Source organism: Streptomyces atratus, assembly GCF_040655115.1.
Lineage (GTDB): Bacteria > Actinomycetota > Actinomycetes > Streptomycetales > Streptomycetaceae > Streptomyces > Streptomyces atratus_D.
In genome coordinates, this window is record NZ_JBFAJH010000034.1 from 18,916 (window position 1) to 38,866 (window position 19,951).

The window sequence follows — 19,951 nt, forward strand, 5'->3', positions numbered from 1 at the left end:
ACGGATTCTGTGAACCCGCGGCCCACGGGTGGGGCGCAACTGGCGGCCCTGCCATCTGGGCCCCAGGAGCATTGTCAGTGGTCACACCTACTCTCAAAACGGACATTGAGGGCGTCATGTGAGAGTAGGTGCCATGGGCGGTCGAAGGCCGGAAGACGGTTACGACTCGGATTGGGTTACGGATGGCTGGGCGGCTACGGCATTGCCCACAGAGGATCCAGGGCGGCCGTTCGGCTATCTGCTGAGCTCCTGCCGCAGTGACTATGTGTCGATCATGGGCGTGCTGGAGCAGGCGGTGGACCAGTTGACTCCCCAGCAGGTCGCCTGTGAGCTCGCGGAGCAGGGCGTGGATCTGCCGGTGGCTGTGGTCACTCAGCGGCTACGGGCCCTGGGCGAGACCTTCCTCGCAGCATCGGGACGTCCCGACTCCGAGATCGAGCGGTACCAGGAACTCCGTGGTTCACGCTGGCGCTACGGCACAACGCCAAGGGGCCGACAGGTGCAGCGCCTGTGGTCCCAGATGGCCGCCGAGGGTGTCGTGCAGCGGGAAATCGCACTGGATGGGCTGGCCCGGATCGTCGACTCGCTCGGCCGGCTCGATGACGGCGGTGCTCTGGCCGCCGCTGATGCAGCGGTTCTTGCCGGGGGTGTCTTCGTTGAGCACGACCATCTCGATGCGGCGCTGGTGGGGCAGGCCGATCTGCTGGCCGAGCTCGCGCACCGCTTCGACCTCGGAGCCGAGGACACGGTCGAACTCAAAGGACTGCTCGTGGACTATGCCACGCATGTGGTCGTTCACCTGGACCGGGCGGTGGTCCTGGTGCACCACCGTCTGAAGCAGCTACGTCCGCGCTTCGCCGAACTGGCTGGGACCATGCGCGGGCAGTCCCGGGCCGGTGCGCTGGTCGCGCGCGGTGTTCTGACGCCGGCCAGAGGGCATCGGGTGGAGGACTGGGAGCAGCTGTTGGGCTGGTTCTCGCCGGGCACCGGGAAGGCTGCGCGGTTCGGTCTGCAGTTGGTGCGGGCAATCCCGATGATGCATATCAACCTGCGGCGTCACCAGAGCGCGGCGGGGCCCGGGTCGTTGCGGGCGAAGGCGCTGTCGCTCGCAGTGGGCTGCCAGGACCCGCAATACGGGCAGGCCGTGTTGCGGGCGTCGCTGGGAGACCACCCGTGGATGAAGCTGCACACCGTTGCTGAGGCTGAGGACGGTGAGGCGGTGTCCTGGCATGAGGGACCTCGAGTGCCGGCGTTGGCGATGCTCAGGGCGACCGGGCAGAGCAGACCCCGGGGCAAGGTGACGGGCCGCAGGCCCCGAGAAGAAGTCGCACAGGTGCTATCGCTGCAACGTGAGCAACGGCGAGCGGCCCAAGAGGCTGCGGTTGCCGAAGTTCTGGCGGGCAGGCAGCCGTTGTCGGAGAGTGCGTGCAGAGCTGCGCTGAAGGCTGATATCGCCGCCGTGCGGACGCCTGAGGCCGAAGGTTTGCGCACCGGTTCGGCCGATGGGCTGGGGTGCACCCTGACCGCTGGAGCTAATGGAACCGGGCGTGTCGACGGAGAGCGGTGGTCGGTGCTGTTGCCGGGGCGTTCAGTGGGCTTTCATCTTCCCCGTTCCGCACGGGTGTCTGCTCGCCGCGCTGCTGCAGAGGTCGGGGCAGGGGCGGCGGATCCGGCTGTGATGGTCTTGGAGGTGGCCAGGTGAGCCGCGGACACTGGCATGGTGAGGGCGGCGGGGCGGGGCCGGACGAAGAGGAGCAGGAAGAGGTCGCCGCTCTTGCCCGACGGCTGGCGGTCCGTCCCTGGCAGGTGGGCGGGCGCGATGACACGGTGATCGAGGCGGTACACCGGCACGCTCATGGTCTGCGCCGGGCACTTGCCCGGGTGGGCTGGTCCTTGACCGTGGAGCCTGATCTGGTGCGGGTGCACAAACCGGCCGCTCTCGCGGCCGGTCCGGTGCCCGGTGAAGCCTCAGCGGCCGGGACCTGGTTCTGGCTGACCGTTGCGGCGCTCGAAAGTCTCAGGCCCCGGGTGGGGCTGGGCCAGGTAGTGGCCGCGGCTCGGGCCGCAGCCGCGGAAGCCACTATTGCCGTCACTCAGTCGCCGACTGAACTGCGCGCGCTGGTGGCCGCCTTGGGCATGCTGCGCGAGCGGGGGCTGCTGGAAGAGCTCGAAGGGCACATCGAGGAACTGCTGGATCAGGAGGACCCCCCGGTGCTGCTGCGGGTGCACCATGTCCGGCTGCTCCACGTCGTGCCGCGCGGTGTGCCGCTGGACGAGTGCGGGCAGTGGAGCACCGACCCCGCTAGGGACCCAGGACAGTGGCTGGCCGGACTGGAGCGCCCCGAGGATCTGTCGGTGCGGATGTGCGGGATGCTCGCCGACCAGGCCGTGGTGCACACCTGCGATCTGTCCGACGACGAACGGCAGTGGTTCAGCGACCGGCTGCCTCGCGAGGGCACAGCCGCTGCGGAAGCCTTCGGGCTGGTCTTGGAGCGGCGCGTGGAGGGTGCCGCTTTTGTCATGCCGGCGGCCAGGTATGCGGGCGAGTGGGAGCTGGGACCGTTCGTCTTCCCCCGTCGCCAGCGCGGGGGAACGGTCGTGCACGCCGCTTTGCTTCTCATCGACCACCTCACGCAGGTCGGCGACCGTGACGCAGCTATGGCTCCGGGGCCGGGTTGGTACGGCGCCGGGGCAGGGGAGGTTGTGGGCCGCTTGGGCGAGCTTGCCGCCCAATACACCGGCTGGGCCGGTGAATACCGCTCTGATCCCTCCCGGCTGGCCGAGCATGTCAGAGCGTTGCTGGAGCCGCCCGGTCTGCTGCGGGTGGTCGGCGGCTACGAGGACCAGTGGTGGCTGTCACCGGCTGTGGCCCGTTGGACCGTCGTGGCGCACGAGCCGGGCCAAGGCGTTACCGCCCACCACGTTATGGAGACAGCCCGATGACCCTGATGGGACCACCTGCCCGCTGGCAGGAACGCTGGCGCCTGACCGGTGCCGGGGTGGACAACGTGTGGCACTACCTCCGGGAAATCCTCGCCTGCCCATCCGGCCGGCTTCTGCTGCGCGGGCCCAACGGGACGGGGAAGACCACTCTGCTCGAAGCATTGCTCCCCTATTTGCTCAACCCAAAGGCTTCCGCGCTCAGTTCTGGCAGGAACCGGGCGACGAGTCTGGAGTCTTTGATGAAGGCCGGAAGTCCCGGTCGGCGGCGTACGGGGTATCTGTGGCTGTCGTTCACCGCTCCTGGCGGCCGGGACGAATCCGGGAGCGAGGCCGATGAAGTGCACTACGGGGTCCGGCTGGAGTACGCCCAGGGCTGCAACCCCGCCGTCGTAGTCGTCCCGTTCTGGGCTCCTGTGCTGCCTGGATCGGACCTGGACAACTTTAGCGAGCTGGACCGCGACGAGTTCACTGGCTGGCTCACCTCCTGTGGGGGTGAGGTGTTCGCCTGCCCCGACGACTACGTGTCACACTTGGCCCAGTCAGTCTTCGGCAGCGATGCGGGCACGTTGAAGCGGCTGGCCAAGAGGATCAAGAAGGTCCGCAATCCTGGTCTCCTCGCAGGAATGAGCCCGACGGAGGCCGAACACCTGCTGCGTCTGGCCCTGCCGACGGTCAGCGGCGAAGTAATGCGGGTTACTGGGGAAGCCCTCGCTTCCGACGAAGGCACCCGTCTGCGGTACGCCCGCGGGGAGAAGACCACCGGGCTGCTGCAGGATCTCGCCGCGGCCTGGACCCATGCCGCCGCCCGCCACCTGGGCGACGCTACGGGCGCGGCATCAGCCTGCACGCGGGCGCGGGCGCGTGCCGATGAGGAAGCCGCGAAGACCGCGACCGAGGCAGCAGAGGCCCGGGAGCGCAAGACCGAGCTATCAGTGCTGTTGGGTCAGCTGGAGACCCTCGAGCGCACCACGGGGAGCCGGGCCAGAGCGTTGGCCATCGACGCCGCGTCATCGGACGTCGTCCGGGCCAGCCAGGCGGCGCTGAACTTCAGCAGGCAACATGCGTCGGACTGTGAGTTGCTCCAACTGCGGCTGGAGAAGGCGGCCGACTGTGCGGCCGCCGTGATCGCTTCCGCCACAACCACGGCAGGCCGGGTCGACAACATCATCAAGGAGTGCTCCGACGCCGGGGCGCCGGTGGCGGTCTGTAAGCCCGTGACCGTGGAGCGGGCTGATGACGCGCCCCTGGTGCGGGTCGGGGAACGGTCGTTCAAGCCCGCGCCCACGGTGACGTTGACGGCCGACGAACCGGCCGTGGAAACCGCGGTGCGCAGCCTTCATGAGACCCAGCAGCGGCAGCAGAAGCGCCAGGACACGGCCCACGTCATCCTCAGGGCCTACGGCGAAGTCGAGGCCGCCTTGAAAGAGAGCCAGGAGGTACGCCGCGATGCCCAGGAGGCGGCGGACAGGGCGGAGCAGGCGGGGGCCCGGCATCGCGCCAACTTCGACCTCCTGCACGACCGGATCCGCGCGCTCGGGACGGGAGTCGAGACGTGGGCCAGCAGCTGGAGCACAGCACTGCGTACCCCGAAGATGCACGCGGCGGGGGTTGTCGAGGAAGCATCCTCCTGGCTGCACGAGAGCGAGTTCGCCGGGGCCGTGCAGAACGCTGCCGCTCTTCGGGACGAGGTGGCGGCACGGGCGGTAAGGGGGGCAGACCGCGCACGCGGACGGTCGGAACACCACAGGAAGGCAGCCGTCCGGGCTCAGCGGGCCGCGCGGGACGCGGAAGGCCGCGCGACGTGGTGGCGTTCGGGTAACCTGCCCGCGTTTCCCGGCCCTGCCTGGCTGGATGCGGTGGACGAGGCCAGTGCGTTCGGGGCAGCTGTGGACTGGAAAGCGGCAACCGTACCGACCGGGCCCGGGCGTGATGTCCTCGAAGCCGCCATCGCCGCCACCGGGCTACTGGGAGCGGCATTCACCGAACACGGCGTGGCGCATGATGTCGGATGGCAGGTACGGGCCGACGGGCCGGCCCTGACCGCACCCCTGTCCTTGGCATCGGTCCTCACCGCCGTCCCCGGCCATCCGTTTGAGGCCGTGGCCGCCGCGGTCCTGGAGCGCATCGCCTACCTACCGAGCGCCGCCGCGCTCACCGACGAGGGGGGCGCGGGACTGGCTATCGGCGCCGACGGGACCTTTCGGGCCGGGCCGCTGGTCGGCCATCCCGCCCTGCGGGGGAACGTGCTGCCTGCCGCGCATATCGGGATGGACGCCCGGCGGGCGGCCGCGATGAGGGAAGCCGAGACGGCACAGCGTGAATGCGAGGCTCTGCAGCATGCCTCGGCCGGTCGCCTGCGCGCGGCGCAATACCTGTCCGGTTTCGCCCGGCAGGTTGAATCCTTCGCCCAGAGCTTCCCCGGTCACCTGGTGGACGAGGCGGCCGTGGCGGAGGCAACGCGTGCAGAAAGCGCCCGGGTCGAGGCCGACGCCCGCGCCGAGGCAGCCCGGAAAGACAGGTTGGCGAGTGAGAAGGAGGCTGGACACCGCGCCGCGCTGGACCAGTGGCGGGACCAGGCTGCCGCCTTCCATCTGCCCGACGACCCCACGCTGGTCGAAGCGGAGGCCCACGCGGCCGGCCGACGGCACGAGGTGCTGGGCAAAGCGGCTGAGCAGATGGCCGGGATCCGCAACGAACTCACCGGGCTGAAGGCCGCGGCACAGGCTGCCCTAGAAGACCGCGCACAGGCCGAAGAGTGCCGCGCCCGGGCCGAGGAGAGTCATCGGCGGGCCGCCGACGCCGAGGCAGCGCTGGAGGCATGCAGACAGCGAAGCGACCTCAGCGAGCTCGACCTCGAACAGGCAGTCGCAGCTGCCGACCAGGCTCACACGGAGGCACTAGCGCAACTGGCTGCGCAGCGCACGGCCCACACCGAAGCCGTGGGAAATGACTCGGATTGCGCACGGGCCCATGCCGAGGCCCTCCGACGGCTGAAGGAATCCCGGCCCGCGGCCGAAGCTGCCCTGGCCCTCGTCCGTGAACGGCTCGCCGCGCCCGGGCTAAGTCGCGCGGTGGGCTGGCAGGGCGACAGCACCAGTCCGGAGGGCAACTGGCTGGACGAACTCAAGACCCGCCTGAGCTGCGTGCCGGAGCCCGCGCGTGGCCTGGACGAGTGCACGGACGCCCTGCGCCTGCACCTTCGCGAAGAACCGGACGACGGCTGGAGCCTGGGATACGGGCCCGCACCCGAGCCGATGCCGGCTCATCAGCTGGCCTTCGCCGGGCGGCGCTTCTCCCCGTCGGCGGCAGCCGAAGAAGCCGCAACCCGCCGCGACCAGGCACTGGCCGCCTACAACGCAGCCGACGCGCAGACCTTGCAGCGCTTCGTCCTGGGCCGGATCCCGGCCGCCATCAGCACCGCATGGGTAGAACTCCAGGACTGGGTCCGCGACATCAACACGCAGATGTCGCTCGCGGCCGCATCCTCCGGCGTCGGCGTCCGGATCGAAGTCAGTGTCCGCAAGGACCTCTCCCCCGCGGTCGCCACCATTCACGAGCTGACCTGCAAGGTCGCCGACGCCGATCGAACCCCCGAACAGCAGCAACGCATCGGCCAGGCGCTGCTGGCCGTACTGCGGATGGGCGAGCCGGACCTCACCGACGAACGCCCACGCCACGAGGAGCGCGCCGGTCTGCTCGCCGAAGCCACCGACATTCGCACCTGGGTCACCATCAAATACATGATCACACGGGCCGACGGCAGCCAGGAGAGATGGGGCGCCCCCGATGTCACCATCTCCCAGGGCGAAAGCCGCCTGATCGTCCTCGCCCCGATGCTGGCCGCACTCGCCGCCGACTACCGCGACCTGCCCTCCCACGCCGCCCGCCTGTGCGCCCTGGACGAGGTACCCGCTGAGGTCGATCAACAGGGCCGGGACGGGATCGCCGCCTACGTCGAGAGCCTCGATCTGGACCTGATCTGCACCAGCCACCACTGGGACGGCTCCCCCGGGGCCTGGGACGGCATCGACCTCTACGACCTGGAGAAAGCAACCAACGGCACCGTCATCGCATTCGAGGAAATGGACCTCTACGCCCCCAGCCTGCTCATCGCGACCGGCCATAGTCTGCCCCACCCCGCAGGCCCTACCGCGACCATTGCCGAGGATCGGCCGTGACGGCCGGCCCAGCTCCGTGCCCGGACGCGCTGTGTCCCGACGGCGCCTGCGACGGCGCCGAGTTCGGCGCTCTGCTCGGCGACGACGTGATGTGGCTGTGGGAGCAGTTCGCCGACCGGGCCGACCGGAGCGGCGACCGTGCCATGGAACACGGCAGTGTGACGATCTCCGCGCCACCCGATGCCGCTCGGCGAGCGGCTGTCCTCGGTCTCCTGGGCGCGAGGACCCTACGCCCAGGGCAGAGCAAGCGCGTCGACCTGCCCGAACTCACCCGCCGCCTTCGCGCCCGCGGTCCCGGACTGACCCCTGCGGCCGTGGCCGCACATGCAGTGCGCCGGGCGTTGGGGCGGAATACGGCCGAGCAAGCGCGACGGGCAGCCCGGCTCGCGGGACTCCAGGAGCTTCGCAGCCGACTGCTGGCCTCACTTCCTCCCACCGCCCCGGTGAGACCAGGGCCTCAGGAGTGGGCCGTACTGCAGCGAACCGGCCGGGTCAGCCGGATCACCCAGCACCCAGCCCCCGAGGAACTGCTGGCGGCTCTCGCCCGTGTGCTGGCCCGTCTCCCGCAGACAGGGCGCCTCGACCGTCGTTTGCTGGCCCACGATGTCACCGGGGACCCTCACGCCCTGGACGCCAATACCGACCTCGGCGGACTTGTCCTCGCCGAAGCAACCGCCTGCGGCGCTGTGGAGCCCGGCCTGCACAGACGCGACGCGTGGGCCCGGCTTGGCATCGACCTCGACACTCTCACCGGTGGCCTGCTCAGCCTCAACGTCCACCCCCAGGGGTGGCGGATCCCCCGCAACCAGCCGCTCATCCTGCCGCCCTGGACGCTGGAACGCGCACGCTGGCCCAAGCCGGGCGGCGGAGACAGCGGATGGGTGTTCGTCACCGAGAACCCCTCCATCACAGCAGCAGCCCTCACTCTCTCCTCCCCGCAGCCGGTCCGCTTGCTGTGCACCGTCGGCACCCCGTCTCCATGCGAACTCGCTTCCCTCCGACGGATCGCCTCCGCCGGCTGGCGCATCGCGGTACGCGCCGATTTCGATGCCGCGGGGATCCAACACGTCAGAGCTGTCCTCGCTGCCGTCCCGGACGCCGCTGTCTGGCGAATGACGGCCGCCGACTACACCGCCAGCCTCCACCCAGCACCCTTCCAGCCCAGCGCCCTGGACCTCGGACGCCTGGCCGACACCCCCTGGGATCCCGCACTACACAAAGCCATGCGCACCCACAGCCGCGCCGCCTACGAGGAGGCTCTGATCGGCACGCTGTGTACAGAGCTCCGGCGGGGCCGCCCAAAAACCTCCCCACAACCGCAACCCGCTCCGCCGCGACCGGTGGCTTACGAAAGGACGAACCGCGTGCCCGGACCGGACATGCCTGCACCCGATCAGCCCGTCACCGCAGAAGCCTGCCTTCACCGCTGGCCCAGCGCCGTACAGCGGACCGAACTCATCAACGGTGTCCTGCTGTTCACCGGAAACTTCGACGAACGGGACATCACAACCGCCGAGCGCACCTACCCCGGCCGACGCGTTCTCCTCAACACCGACGGCAGCATCGAGGTCCACCCCGCCGCCCCCGGCCCGCCACGCTCCCTGCTCGAACCGTAGGCACGGCATCCTCGCAGGCACCCCCACAGGTGGCAGAGGGCTGCCGCGGCCGCACAACGCCGGGCTGAGGAAGTTGCAGGCTGTCAGCCGCTCACCGTGACTGGGTGGCGATTCCGCCCCTTCCGGGGAAGGGACGGAATCGAGGCCGCCTCGCCGTCCACTGCTGCCCCCACGAACCACGCTCCCCTGTCTGGTCCGGCTGGCCCAGGTGCGCGGGCCTCGGTCCGGCGTGAGGATCGCTGTACGGGTGGTGGCCCAGATGTCGATCTGCCGCAGCCTGGACCGCTGCCCGACCGGCCCACAGGGGGACCTGGAGGTACGCATGCCGTCGACGATCTGGAGCGGGGCCATCAGCTTTGGCCTTGTCACCATCCCCTGCAAGGTGGTCGGTGCCACCGAGGATCACTCGATCCGCTTCCACCAGGTCCACCTGGAAGACATGGGCAGAGTCCGCACCCGGAAGGTGTGCGAGATCGACGGCGAGGTCGTACCGCAGGAGGACATCGGCAAGGGCTACGAGCTCACCAAGGACGAGACCGTCCCGATCACGGACGCAGAGCTCGACCAGATGCCCCTGCCCACCGCCAAGGCCATCGAGATCGTGGCGTTCGTGGACGCCGACACGATCGACCCGGTGCGAATCGGTGACAGCTACTACCTGGCGATCGACGGGCAGGTGGCCGCGAAGCCGTACACCCTGCTCCGCAAAGCGCTGGAGCGCTCCGACAAAGTCGCCATCGCGAAGTTCGCATGGCACAACCGCGAACGGCTCGGCCTGCTGCGCGTCCGCGACAACGCCATCGTGCTCCACGCGATGCGATGGCCAGACGAGATCCGCGACCCGGCAGAGCTGGCCCCGAAGAAAACCGAGCTGGACGAGGACGAGATCGAGCAAGCCGTGCAGCTCGCCGACAGCATGACCATCGACGACATCTCCGGCTTCCGCGACGCGTACCGAGACGCCCTGGAAGAGCTCATCGAGGCAAAGACCGAAGGCAAGGAAGCGCCGCAGCCGACCGAGGGCAAAGCGCAGCAGCCCAGCCAGGTCGTCGACCTGATGGCAGCCCTGAGCGCCTCCGTACAGAGGGCAAAGGAGTCCCGCGGCGAGACGGACGACCACGCCACCGTCCACGAGATGAAGCCGCGCAAGAAGACGGCCGCGAAGAAGACGACGAAAAAGAAGGCACCCGCCAAGAAGGCCGCGGCGAAGAAGACCGATTCGAAGAAGGCGGCTGGTCGGAAGCCCCGGACCGCCTGACTACCCGAGCGCCCCCAGCGCGGTGTCCGGCCGGCAGTGAATGCAGGCCCGGATCCCGTCGGCGAGGGCGGCAAGTGCCTGCTCCCGGCTGACTGCTCGGCGCCGCTTCCCGGCCGCGTAGCACCCGCCGACGTGGACTTCGATGGGTGGGGAGCCGACGCCGATGCCGAGCTCAATGACCCAGTCCGGTGTGGGCGGCCGCGCGCGCACGCCCTGCTGCCGCTCTCTCCCGCTGTTCGGCCGCCGCAATGGCCTCGTCGAGGCGTGTGAGCCACATGGCATGCCAGGTCCGCAGGGTGCGGAGGCGAGGCAAGTCAGACGGCAGAATATCGGACACGCGTTCGAGTCTACGTGGGTACGCACCATCGGGGCATCGCCGTGCCAGCATGGGGCGCGCCGCACGGGAGCCGACGAGAGGAGCCGCATGAACGACGCTGACCTGCTGCGTGTCCTCGGCGTGGACCCGTCGGAGCTGGACCCCGCCCCACCGTGGATGCCGCGCCAGCTCGCAAGCGTCAACCGGCTCGACGGCAGCCTTCCGTGTGTGCGCTGTGGCGAGCCCGCGAGAGCGACCGGAGTCGTGGACGCGCCCGGGCACGGCCGGCGGTGGCTGGACCGATGCATGCCCTGCCTTCTCGCCACCACCCCACGCGGTGGCCCTCCTGGGCCACTGGAGGACACGCTGGCCGTGCTGCGGCAGGCGGCCCAGCAGGCGGGCGTCGACCTCACCATCGTGACCGACGAGCCGTAGCCTGCTGGCGACCACCTTCACCTGACCCTCAGCAGAAGACGGGCAGCTGAGTCCGGGCTGCGGACACTCAGGAGTTCCGGTTCTGGGTGCGGACGATGGCTGCGGCAATCGCCGCGACTCCGCCGCCGAGCATGCCTGCCGCAGGGACCGCCGCACCGTGATCGACGAAGTACTTGGCGACCCAGAAGTAGCCGACCACAGCGCCGCTACCGACGAGTGCACCGCTCGCTCGCAGCACCAGATTGGCCAAGTCCATCCGTCGCTGGTGGACCTGGTTGAGGCTCTGCTGCTCGAAATCCTGCTCGACCATCCGCAGGATGCGCTCGCCGGCACCGGGGACCGCACGGTCCCAGCGCTCTACCTGCTCGCCGGCAAGCAGCTCCTGATAGGGGCGATTCGGCTGTGTGGACTCCTGAAGGCCGGTGAGCGCCTCGGCAGTGGCGCCACCAGGCTCCTCAGACGGCGTCACGGCTGTCACCGCTCGCCCCTCTCGACATCGTTGTATGGGTCCTCAGCTGCGGGTTCATGCAGCTTCGGTGGCCTGCCGAGCTGACCGCACACCCGGTCCAGCGATTCCTCGACGTTTCGCAGCGCCCGCTCCCGAGAAGGCGGCACGCCGCCACGGCCGAGTGGTGCCAGGCGGTCGGGCCCTATGAAGGCGATCGGGAAGAGCCACACATCGAGCAACCCGCTCACGAATGCTCCGGTGCGAGAACCTGCCGCGCCCCTGCCAGGTCGTGACCGTGGCGCGGCAGGGTTTGGCTCTCTTCGCGTGTCGTTCCGACGTGCAGTTCGCAGCGCAGCGGCCCCGAGCAGGGCCCACAAGGCGAAGAAGCTGCCCATCGACCACCAGCCGCGGGCTGTTGGTAGCGCACCCATCAGGAAGACTAGAGCGATCGTGAGTAGGGCGCCGATTACGACGCCGACGCCTATGCGCACCCATGAGGGACGGCGGTGGGCCTCTATCGAGGCTTCGAGGAACTCCAGCGCGTGTGAGCTGAGTTGGTTGCGCAGGACAGGGACCCAGGCCATGGCCTCGGCCATACGGTTTCCTCGGTAGAGCCAGTCAGGGTCGCGATCGTGGCCTTCCCAAGCGGCCGTCGCATCCTCGATCTCCTGACGGTTGTCGAGCAACTGCCGAAGACGTGGCCAGCCTGACAGCAGCCCAATGTTCGCGATCTCGACCAGCTCGCCCTCCTGGGTGAGGACGCGGCCGCGGAGAAGCATGTCCATGGCGACGCCGGCATCAGGGGAGTCCTCGCGGTACAGCGCATTCCGGGCGACCCGCTGCCGGATGGGCTGATTGTGATTGCCAAGCCTGATCAACTGGAGGAAGACGCCCATGGTCGCCTGCCGCTCGTCGGTGCTCAACTGCTGGTAGGTCCGCTCGGCGAGGGTCGCCCCAATACCTGCGATCCCGCCTGCCTCCAGGTACGCCGATATCGTCAGCCTCGTGTCCCGCCTGTTTTGCCACAGGTTCCACAGCGCGGGTTGCAGCAGGGACAGCCGCTCGGGTGGAGAAACTTCTGCAAGGTCATGCAACAGCAGGTCAACCAGACCGGGTTCTAGGGTCAGGCCCGCAATCTCGGCCGGACGCTGGATCGCCGCGCGGAGTCCTCCATTCGACAGCGGCCCGAGAAATATCGCGTCGCGCAATGCAGTCAATAGCTGCGGGACCTCAAACCAGCGTTCAGCGCAGACGGTCGACAGCTCGAAGACGACAAGTGCAACCGGCGATTCCCCGTTCCGACCTGGCCCGGCCAGGACCGAGAGGGTGTGGAGGAAGGCGCGTTGTTGCTCCTCGTCCGGGACCAGGTAGAAGAGCTCTTCGAGTCGATCGACCACGATGATCAGGCGCGGATCAGCCCCTCCGGCCAGAGCACGGACCGCGTCGCGCACCAGCGCCGCTCCCACGTGCGGGTCCGGGGTAAGCGCACCGACCAGCGAGGCGGCCGGAATACCGGTCAGTTCGGCCAAGCCGTCAACCAGGGCCGCCATGGGGCGAGCGGTAGGGGAGAACAACAGGCTCGGCCACGATCGCGAGCCGGGAAGGGCGCCGGCTGCAAGCGCGGGCAGCAGCCCGGCCCTCAACAACGAAGACTTCCCTGAACCGGGCGGGCCGACCACCGCCGCTGGGTCCCCGGTATGCATATGCGTTTCCAAGCGGCGAACCAGGGACGCAGTCTCGCCCTCGCGACTGAAGAACCACGCTGCATCCCGCTGGCTGAACGCCACTGGGCCGGGATACGGGCAGTCCTCCCTCCGCACGGTGTCGTCGCGTGCATCGGACGATCTGTCGACGACATTCATGCTCGAGGCGCCCGAAACGACGCGGGGCCGTGGTTCTCCCGGCCCCGTGCTGGTCGTGCGCTGCGAGGTAGCGCCAAACGGCGGCTCAGTCTCGGGCTGCCCCACCCCGTTCTCCCTCCGGCCAGGGTCTCACGGTAGTGCACGCTTGCCAGGGCTCGCCTGCGAAGCACTGCGTGGGCCCCGGCACCGTCAACTAGTACGTCCTACGAGGCGGCGTCCTGACGCATCTCGCGCCATGCCTCCCGCCCATACGTCTCGATCTCTGACCCTTCAGGGCCACCCTCATAGAACCAGCCGTCCGCGATGAACTGACGGACCAGCTTGCGGAACAGCTCGCCCCCGCGCCCCAGCTTCACGTGCAGAATCACGTTCGCGGACGGTTCGTTGTAGCTCTGCCAGTAGTCGGGCACCTTCCCGTCTCGTACCGGCACCGGGAAGTAGGGGAAGCAGTACGTCGCCTCCCGCGACGGCCTCGCCGGCGTCGAATGGTCGATCAACTCCTCGGCCGACCTGCAGCTCTGGGAGCTCGGCCGCAGCGCCGCCTGACCCCGACATCTGTCCCGGCACCCCGTCCCGGCCGCACGGGGCAGGAATTCACCCAGCAGAGAGCAGGGGTCCAGGACGGCCGCCCGTCCTGGACCCCTGCTGCTGTGTCTTGGAGCAGGGCTGTCCACGCCCAGACGGGGTGCCCCAGAGCTTTGAGGCCGAGATGTTCAGGGGACGTTGGCTTCGGGCGGTCTCGGGAGATCACGCCGCACTGAGATCGGTGAGGTTGGGCACTGCTGTGGTGGCGCCGTTGCGGGAGGCTTGCAGCGCGGCGTGGGCGGTGAGGACGGCGTGTAGGCCGTCGTGGAGGGTTGCGGTGTGGTGGCCGTGGCCGAGGACCAGGTCGCGGAAGGCTTCGTGTTCCGCGACAAGGGGTTCCCTTTTGGGGATCGCGTATCGGGTGACGTCGCCCTCGGTGACGCCGCGGAATGCGGCGAGCGCCTCCCGCTGGGTGGTGCGTGTGGAGCCGTTTGCCCAGTACGAGAGGTCAGCGGTGAGTGTGTCGGCAACAAGGATGCCGTGGTCGCCGGTGACGGTGGTGGTCCGTTCCTTGAGCGGGGAAAGCCAGCTGACCTGGTGGTGCGTGATGGTTCCGTCGGCCAGCTGGCCGACGGCTGCGAGAAGGTCCTCGTGGGAGCGGCCGCTGCGGTGGGCGGTTCGGGCGGTGATTGAAGTGAAGCGGGTGCCGGTGATCCACGCGGTCAGGTCGAGGTCGTGGGTGGCGAGGTCGTGGATGACTCCGACGTCGGTGATCCGTGCGGGGTAGGGGCCGGTGCGCCGGGTGGCGACCGAGAACACGTCCCCGAGCTGTCCGTCTTCCAGTCGTTGGCGCAGGGCGATCAGTGCGGGGTTGAAGCGTTCGATGTATCCCACGGCGGCCGGTACTCCAGCGGTGTGGAAGGCCTCGGCGAGCCGTCTGGCTGAGGCGGGGTCACCCGCCAGCGGTTTCTCGATGAGGGTCGGGATGCCGGCTGCTGCGAGTGTGGTGCCCACCGGTTCGTGCAGCAGTGTGGGGCAGGCCAGAACCGCGTAGTCCAGGCCGAGCTGCAGCAGCGCATCCAAGTCCGCCACCACGGGTACGCCGCCGGCGGCGCGGTAGCGGTCGCCGTTCGGATCGAGGGCACCGACCAGTTGGGCACCGTCCAGGGTTCGAAGGACCCTGGCGTGGTGGCGGCCCATCTGCCCCAGTCCGATCAGGCCGACCCGTAGCGCGGTGGTGCTCATGCGACACACTCGCTGGCGCGGGCGAGTGTCGTCACGGCTCGGGCGATGTCTTCGATCTGGGCTGGGGTCAGCCCGGGGTGGACCGGCAGGGACAGCACCTGGGCGGCGGCGGCGTCGGTGTGCGGAAGGTCGGTCGCGGTCGCGTAGGCGGGTGAGCGGTGGAGCGGGACTGGGTAGTGGACGCCGGTGCCGATCCCTGCCTGTTGCAGGTTGTGGGCGAAGGTGTCGCGGTCACCGAGGGTCGTGCTGATACGGACGGTGTACTGGTGCCAGACGTGGCCGGCTCCTGCGGCAGTGATGGGCAGGGATAATTCCGGCAGGTTGGCGAGGCGTTCGCTGAGGTCGGTGGCGTTGGCGCGGCGGCGCGCGTTAAGGGCGGGGAGTCTGCGGAGCTGGCTGCGTGCGATGGCTGCGCTGACGTCGCTCATCCGCCCATTAGTGCCCACGATCTCGTGGTGGTAGCGCTCTTCCATGCCCTGGTTGCGCAGCAGTCGCAGCGTGCGGGCCAGGGCCGGGTCGGCGGTGGTGATCAGGCCGCCTTCGATGGCCTGCAGGTTCTTGGTCGGGTAGAAGCTGAAGCAGCCCGCGGTGCCGAGGGTGCCTACGGGGCGGCCGTTGAGGGTCGCGCCGTGGGCTTGGGCGGCGTCCTCTACCAGGGCGAGTTGGTGTTGTTGGGCGAGTGCGGCGAGGTCGCCCATAGCGGCAGGGTGTCCGAAGAGGTGGACGGGAATCACCGCGGCGGTGCGTGGGGTGATCGCGGCGCGTACGGCGTCGGGGTCCAGGCAGAACGTGTCCGGGGTGATGTCGGCGAAGACGACGGCGGCGCCGGTGAGCCGGGCAGCGGCGGCCGTGCCGGCGAAAGTGAAGGACGGGACGATCACCTCGTCGCCGAGACCGATGCCCAGCGCGAGGAGGGTCAGCCACAGGGCGGAAGTGCCGGAGTTGACCGCGACGCAGTGGTTGCCGTCGACCAGGTGCGCGAACTCGTCCTCGAAGGCCGCGACCTCGGGGCCCTGGACGAGGTGGCCGGACCTGAGGACGCGGACAGCGGCGGCGATGTCGGTCTCATCCAGGCGCGGTGCGGCAACGGGAATCATCGTGAGTGTTCCTTCCGGTCAGCGCCTGTATGCCGACCGGAAGGGTGGCGGGGCGTCAGGTCTGTTGGCGGGTGGGGTCGAAGCCGTACTGCAGGTAGACGGTGGTGTCCTGGGTCAGGGCGCGGGAGCAGGCATGAAGGCGGCGGGCCATGTGCGGAGCGAGCAGGGTGTCCCACTGGTCGGGGGTGGCCAGCTGCCATGCGGCGAGTTCTTCGCGGTCGAGGTGGATCTGTGTCTGGGCTTCGGCCTCGGTGATCAGGCCGCCGTCGAAGAGGTAGTTGACCAGCGGTGGGCGGCCGTCGGCCTGTTCCGGGACCCAGTCGACGGCCAGCAGCCGGCCCGGTGTGAGATCGATGCTGAGCTCTTCCTTGACTTCGCGCTGGACTGCTTGCAGCGGGTCCTCTCCCGTGTCCAGTCCGCCGCCTGGGATCTCCCAGGTGTCGGTGCGGTAGGACGGCTGGACCAGAAGAATGCGGCCCGCTGCGTCGTGGATGATTGCCCCGGCACCGGCGATGTGCTTGGGCAGGGACGCGTAGTACTCGGCGGGAGGAAGGTGGCTCATGGAGCGGGACGCTAATCTCAGCGCCCGCGGGTTCCCGGTAGCACCCTCGGCTTGGCACAGAACGGTGACAAACCGGTGTGATTCTCACTCCAGCGGCAAAGGGTCGTGCTCGGTCAGTTCATCGCCGTCGCGCCGGTAGACGCGCTGGCAACTGGTGCAGTGAAGCCCCTTTTCCAGGGCCTGACCGCACCGGCATACCCATCCCACCTGGCGGGCGGGGTTGCCGATGACCAGGCCGTGGGCGGGCACGTCGCGCAGTACGACGGCGCCGAGCGCGACCAGGGCGTGGGCGCCGATGGTGACTCCAGGGGCGACGACGGCTCCCGCCCCGATCGTTGCCCCGGTTCGGATGGTGACGGGATGCCGGGTCCAGTCGTCCGGGCCCTTGCGTCGGCCGTCGGGGGTGGTGGCCCGCGGGGCCGGGTCCTCCAGGAGGAGAACACCGGGGCAGATCATCGCCTCGTCATTCACGGCCGCGCCGAACACACTGGCGTTGTTGCCGATCTTCACGCGGTCGCCGATCCTGCTGCCGGCACCGACGAAGCAGCCCTTTCCCAGAGTGCTGTCGGCGCCGACAACGGCACCTGCGGCGATCTGAGCCTGGTGCCACAGCCGGGTCCCCTCTCCGGCCACCGCGCCCTCGTCGAGCCAGCCGGAGTCCTGAGAGGGCAGGTGAGAGGAGTGTTGCCGGCCCACAGATGTTTTGCCTTCGGTGCCGTCGGACAGACGCCGGGTCAGGTCGGCGGGAGTAGTGGCGTCGGAGAGCACCCAGTCGGAGACTGCGAGCCCGGTGGCTTGTTCGACGGCGACCGCCAAGGACAGTCGGTCCAGCGAGTCCATACCCAGGTCACTGAAAGCGGTGTCGGGTCGCGGATCGCTGTGCTCGGGACGGACCTGACGGACGGCGCCCAGGACCTTCGCCAGCAGCTCGTTGCTAGGAATGGCGGTCATCGGACGGCCTCCAGGCGGCGGGCGAGCACGAACAGCGCGGGTACGGCCTCGATGACCGGCGCTCGCTGCCACAGTCGCCGCACGGCCGTCCCCGCCTTCGAGCCCTCTTCCAGCAGGGCACGCAAGGCCAGGTCGGCGAATGCGGCGAACTCGGCCTGCTGCGCGGGCGAAAGGTGCCCGCCGCCCTGCAGCAGGTGCTCCAGCAGATCCTGGGCCGCGCCTTCGGCGAGGACATCGTCGATGCGCGGAGTCGGCATCGGCCGCAGCGCCCGGTACGGGTGGGCCTCCAGGCTGCCGGGTGCGGTGATCTCGTCAGCGACCAGCTGGGCCAGGCGCGGGGCCAGCAGCACACCGCACCGGTAGGTGGCCGTCGCCACCAGGACGGACGGCTCGCCGGTGCGACCGATCAGCGGCAGGTGGTCGAGGGTGTACGGGCGAAGGCCGGCACGGGCCTCCCGGAGCGTGGCCGCTCCCAGCCGCGGGTCCAGCAGTGACGCCACGTCGGCGGCGAGGACGGCGACCTCGTCCAGGACCGGGGCTTGTTCCGGGTCAGCGTTCAGGGTCAGCCGGTTGGTGCCACCGAGATACAGGCTGCCGTCCGTGCGTGGGACCAGGTGAACGCCGCAGGCGAAGGCGGCGTTCGGGGTCCGCACCACCTGACCAAGCTCCACCGCGGGGGCGTTCAGTCGAGCGCTGACCCCGCGGCCGGCCAGGATCGGTGGCAGGCCCAGCGGGCGGCCATGCTCCGGCAGCAGCGCCGGGATCCCGCACCCGGCGGCCAGCACAATCTCCCGTGCCCGGACAGTTACACCGTCCGTACAGGCCACGGTGCCCGCGCTGCCCGACGTCGCCGCCTGGGTGGTCCAGGTGGCGTGGGGGTGATGCTCGATGGCGCGGGAGAGGGATTCCATCAGGGCTGCTGTGTCGACGCGGGCCTCGGTGGGCAGCCATAGGGCGCCCGCCGAGGATGCGGGGACACGCAGTGCGGGGATGCTCGAAGCGTCGTGCTCTTCGACGCTGTGCCCGGCTGCCCGTGCGGCGTCGGCGATCGGGTTCAGGCTGAGGCGGCGGCCGGCCGGGGCGAGCACCCAGGTCCCGGCCGGGGTCTGGACGGCATCGCCGCCCATGGCCGCGATGCGCTCCAGCCAGGCCGGGTAGGCCTGGTGGGCGGCCAGCCGCTCGGCTGTCTCCAGCCCAGCTCTCTGTTTGTCGTGGTGCGGCTCCAGTTCGGAGAACGTCGAGAGCATCGCACCGGCCGCCCGGGTGCCTTGGCCCCGGTGGGCGCCGGCGCGCGGTCCCACCACGGTCACGGTCAGCCCTCGGTGCAGCAGTTCGACAGCTACCGCGAGGCCGACGACGCCGGTCCCCACCACCGCCACGTCCGCCGGCTCACGCATTGCCCCGCCTCCCCGCTGCAGTCAGGGTCTGGTGGGCGGGGGCGGCCGGGTCGAAGGTGGCCTTGGCCTGCATGATCCAGCGGCGGGTGCCATCCGGGAGGCCCTGCTGGTGTCCGAGCGCGGTACGGCCATGCGCGATACGCCGCTGGTCGACGACCAGCAGCTGCCCACGCCCCAGGGTGACCGCGACGGTGGTCTTCTCCAGTGCCGCGGCAAACCGCTCCAGCACCGCTGTGCGGTCGGTGTTGCGCTGGTCACGGACCATCTTCGCCGCCCACCGGACCCAGATAGGCTCCCCTTCCTTGTCCTCAAGCACGGGGAACGGCATCCGAGGCGCCCCGACGCCACGCAGGCCTTCGGCCTGTCCCTCGAAGAACACCGGTTCCCGCAGCGCCTCACGGTCGATCTCATCCAGCTGGGCCACCGCGGTGCGCAGGTCTCCCAGCAGGGACGTCCCGCCCCCGGCCGGGTCGGCGCGCAGCACCAGCAGGCTCGTGTACTCCGGGACGCACTCGACGTTGGGGGCGTCGATGTGCAGCCCCTGCCTGCCCGTACCGCCGAACGACCCCTGATCCTTCGCCGAGCTCGTCTCCTCCCCGATCCACAGCCGGCCATCGCCCTGCCTGATGGAGAAAAACGGTCTGCCGAGCGCCGCGAGCACACCGGCTGCGGCCACCTGCAGTTCCTCATCCTCCAGCGTGGCGGGCAGCGCAAGTAATGCCCACCCCGGCGAGGACGGGCGGGTGCGGTCCAGCCGCTCGGCCAGCGCTCCGAGCAGCATCTCCGCGCCGCCACCGGTGAGCACCCTGCGGGCGCCAGCCACGTTCTCCGCACTCCACTGATGCTCGTCCATCTGTGTGGTGCAGGCCGCGTTCAGCGCGACCGCGAGCGTCCTCGGCAGCACCACCCGGACCGGATCTTCAATCCGCGGTGTCATCACGTACCTCTTCGTCTCGTGGACCGGCCCCGCTGCGCGCGCGTGGCCGGCGGTGTCCGCGGGTCCGGTGCCCAGGTCGCTCACGGCCGATGCGCCATACTCGCGGGACTCGGTTGCGGTGAGGTCGACTTCCACGGCAACCCCTTCCTTCTTGTGGTGTGTTGTTCCGCCGCCCTACGCA

General features: G+C 69.6%; 16 protein-coding genes. 6 read left to right on the top strand and 10 right to left on the bottom strand.

What is annotated here, in order from left to right:
• The first annotated feature begins 133 nt into the window (after positions 1-133).
• The 5 genes from AB0I23_RS28460 to AB0I23_RS28480 all read left to right on the top strand — a co-directional run bounded on the left by AB0I23_RS28460 (position 134) and on the right by AB0I23_RS28480 (position 9,995).
• A complete protein-coding gene (locus AB0I23_RS28460) occupies positions 134-1,702 on the top strand; it encodes a DUF2397 family protein (protein ID WP_359113459.1) in 1,569 nt (522 codons plus the stop codon).
• On the top strand, positions 1,699-2,943 hold the full coding sequence (locus AB0I23_RS28465) for a DUF2398 family protein (RefSeq protein WP_359113461.1): 1,245 nt from the start codon (positions 1,699-1,701) through the stop codon (positions 2,941-2,943). The genes AB0I23_RS28460 and AB0I23_RS28465 overlap by 4 nt, the downstream gene beginning before the upstream one ends.
• Entirely contained in the window at positions 2,940-7,121 is a 4,182-nt protein-coding gene (locus AB0I23_RS28470; protein ID WP_359113463.1) for an SbcC/MukB-like Walker B domain-containing protein, read from the top strand. The genes AB0I23_RS28465 and AB0I23_RS28470 overlap by 4 nt, the downstream gene beginning before the upstream one ends.
• Positions 7,118-8,737 (top strand): DUF2399 domain-containing protein, encoded by a 1,620-nt coding sequence (locus tag AB0I23_RS28475; protein WP_359113465.1) that lies wholly within the window; start codon positions 7,118-7,120, stop codon positions 8,735-8,737. The genes AB0I23_RS28470 and AB0I23_RS28475 overlap by 4 nt, the downstream gene beginning before the upstream one ends.
• 322 nt (positions 8,738-9,059) lie before the next feature.
• Complete coding sequence (locus AB0I23_RS28480) at positions 9,060-9,995, top strand: Ku protein (RefSeq protein WP_359113467.1); 936 nt, start codon at positions 9,060-9,062, stop codon at positions 9,993-9,995.
• Here the strand turns inward: AB0I23_RS28480 and AB0I23_RS28485 are convergent, their stop codons facing one another.
• A complete protein-coding gene (locus tag AB0I23_RS28485) occupies positions 9,996-10,205 on the bottom strand; it encodes a DUF6233 domain-containing protein (protein WP_359113469.1) in 210 nt (69 codons plus the stop codon).
• Positions 10,206-10,419: 214 nt separating this feature from the next.
• Between AB0I23_RS28485 and AB0I23_RS28490 the strand changes: the two genes are divergently transcribed.
• Positions 10,420-10,746, top strand: coding sequence for a hypothetical protein (locus AB0I23_RS28490; RefSeq protein ID WP_359113471.1), 327 nt, complete (start codon positions 10,420-10,422; stop codon positions 10,744-10,746).
• A gap of 67 nt (positions 10,747-10,813) precedes the next feature.
• Here AB0I23_RS28490 and AB0I23_RS28495 read toward each other — a convergent pair whose 3' ends face one another.
• From AB0I23_RS28495 to AB0I23_RS28535, 9 genes are all read right to left on the bottom strand, one after another.
• On the bottom strand, positions 10,814-11,215 hold the full coding sequence (locus AB0I23_RS28495; RefSeq protein WP_267010023.1) for a hypothetical protein: 402 nt from the start codon (positions 11,213-11,215) through the stop codon (positions 10,814-10,816).
• A 5-nt stretch (positions 11,216-11,220) separates the two neighbouring features.
• Positions 11,221-13,056 carry an nSTAND1 domain-containing NTPase gene (locus AB0I23_RS28500; RefSeq protein ID WP_359113473.1) on the bottom strand — a complete coding sequence of 612 codons (1,836 nt, stop codon included), beginning with the start codon at positions 13,054-13,056 and terminating at the stop codon, positions 11,221-11,223.
• A 203-nt stretch (positions 13,057-13,259) separates the two neighbouring features.
• The gene (locus AB0I23_RS28505) at positions 13,260-13,553 is read right to left on the bottom strand and encodes a hypothetical protein (protein WP_359113475.1); all 294 of its coding nucleotides are present in this window, start codon (positions 13,551-13,553) and stop codon (positions 13,260-13,262) included.
• Positions 13,554-13,803: 250 nt separating this feature from the next.
• Entirely contained in the window at positions 13,804-14,826 is a 1,023-nt protein-coding gene (locus AB0I23_RS28510; RefSeq protein WP_359113477.1) for a Gfo/Idh/MocA family protein, read from the bottom strand.
• Positions 14,823-15,923 carry a DegT/DnrJ/EryC1/StrS family aminotransferase gene (locus AB0I23_RS28515; protein ID WP_359113479.1) on the bottom strand — a complete coding sequence of 367 codons (1,101 nt, stop codon included), beginning with the start codon at positions 15,921-15,923 and terminating at the stop codon, positions 14,823-14,825. Before AB0I23_RS28515 ends, AB0I23_RS28510 begins: the two co-directional genes overlap by 4 nt.
• 55 nt (positions 15,924-15,978) lie before the next feature.
• Positions 15,979-16,485 carry an NUDIX hydrolase gene (locus AB0I23_RS28520; RefSeq protein ID WP_359113481.1) on the bottom strand — a complete coding sequence of 169 codons (507 nt, stop codon included), beginning with the start codon at positions 16,483-16,485 and terminating at the stop codon, positions 15,979-15,981.
• An 84-nt stretch (positions 16,486-16,569) separates the two neighbouring features.
• Positions 16,570-17,436 (bottom strand): phosphopantetheine-binding protein, encoded by an 867-nt coding sequence (locus tag AB0I23_RS28525; RefSeq protein ID WP_267010017.1) that lies wholly within the window; start codon positions 17,434-17,436, stop codon positions 16,570-16,572.
• On the bottom strand, positions 17,433-18,833 hold the full coding sequence (locus AB0I23_RS28530) for an NAD(P)/FAD-dependent oxidoreductase (RefSeq protein WP_359113483.1): 1,401 nt from the start codon (positions 18,831-18,833) through the stop codon (positions 17,433-17,435). Before AB0I23_RS28530 ends, AB0I23_RS28525 begins: the two co-directional genes overlap by 4 nt.
• Positions 18,826-19,905 carry a TauD/TfdA family dioxygenase gene (locus AB0I23_RS28535; RefSeq protein ID WP_359113485.1) on the bottom strand — a complete coding sequence of 360 codons (1,080 nt, stop codon included), beginning with the start codon at positions 19,903-19,905 and terminating at the stop codon, positions 18,826-18,828. The genes AB0I23_RS28530 and AB0I23_RS28535 overlap by 8 nt, the downstream gene beginning before the upstream one ends.
• Positions 19,906-19,951 lie beyond the last annotated feature (46 nt).

Coding starts and splice junctions, on each gene's coding strand:
- AB0I23_RS28460 (WP_359113459.1), top strand. CDS start 134: ATGGGCGGTCGAAGGCCGGAAGACGGTTACGACTCGGATTGGGTTACG.
- AB0I23_RS28470 (WP_359113463.1), top strand. CDS start 2,940: ATGACCCTGATGGGACCACCTGCCCGCTGGCAGGAACGCTGGCGCCTG.
- AB0I23_RS28480 (WP_359113467.1), top strand. CDS start 9,060: ATGCCGTCGACGATCTGGAGCGGGGCCATCAGCTTTGGCCTTGTCACC.
- AB0I23_RS28490 (WP_359113471.1), top strand. CDS start 10,420: ATGAACGACGCTGACCTGCTGCGTGTCCTCGGCGTGGACCCGTCGGAG.
- AB0I23_RS28500 (WP_359113473.1), bottom strand. CDS start 13,056: ATGAATGTCGTCGACAGATCGTCCGATGCACGCGACGACACCGTGCGG.
- AB0I23_RS28510 (WP_359113477.1), bottom strand. CDS start 14,826: ATGAGCACCACCGCGCTACGGGTCGGCCTGATCGGACTGGGGCAGATG.
- AB0I23_RS28515 (WP_359113479.1), bottom strand. CDS start 15,923: ATGATTCCCGTTGCCGCACCGCGCCTGGATGAGACCGACATCGCCGCC.
- AB0I23_RS28520 (WP_359113481.1), bottom strand. CDS start 16,485: ATGAGCCACCTTCCTCCCGCCGAGTACTACGCGTCCCTGCCCAAGCAC.
- AB0I23_RS28525 (WP_267010017.1), bottom strand. CDS start 17,436: ATGACCGCCATTCCTAGCAACGAGCTGCTGGCGAAGGTCCTGGGCGCC.
- AB0I23_RS28530 (WP_359113483.1), bottom strand. CDS start 18,833: ATGCGTGAGCCGGCGGACGTGGCGGTGGTGGGGACCGGCGTCGTCGGC.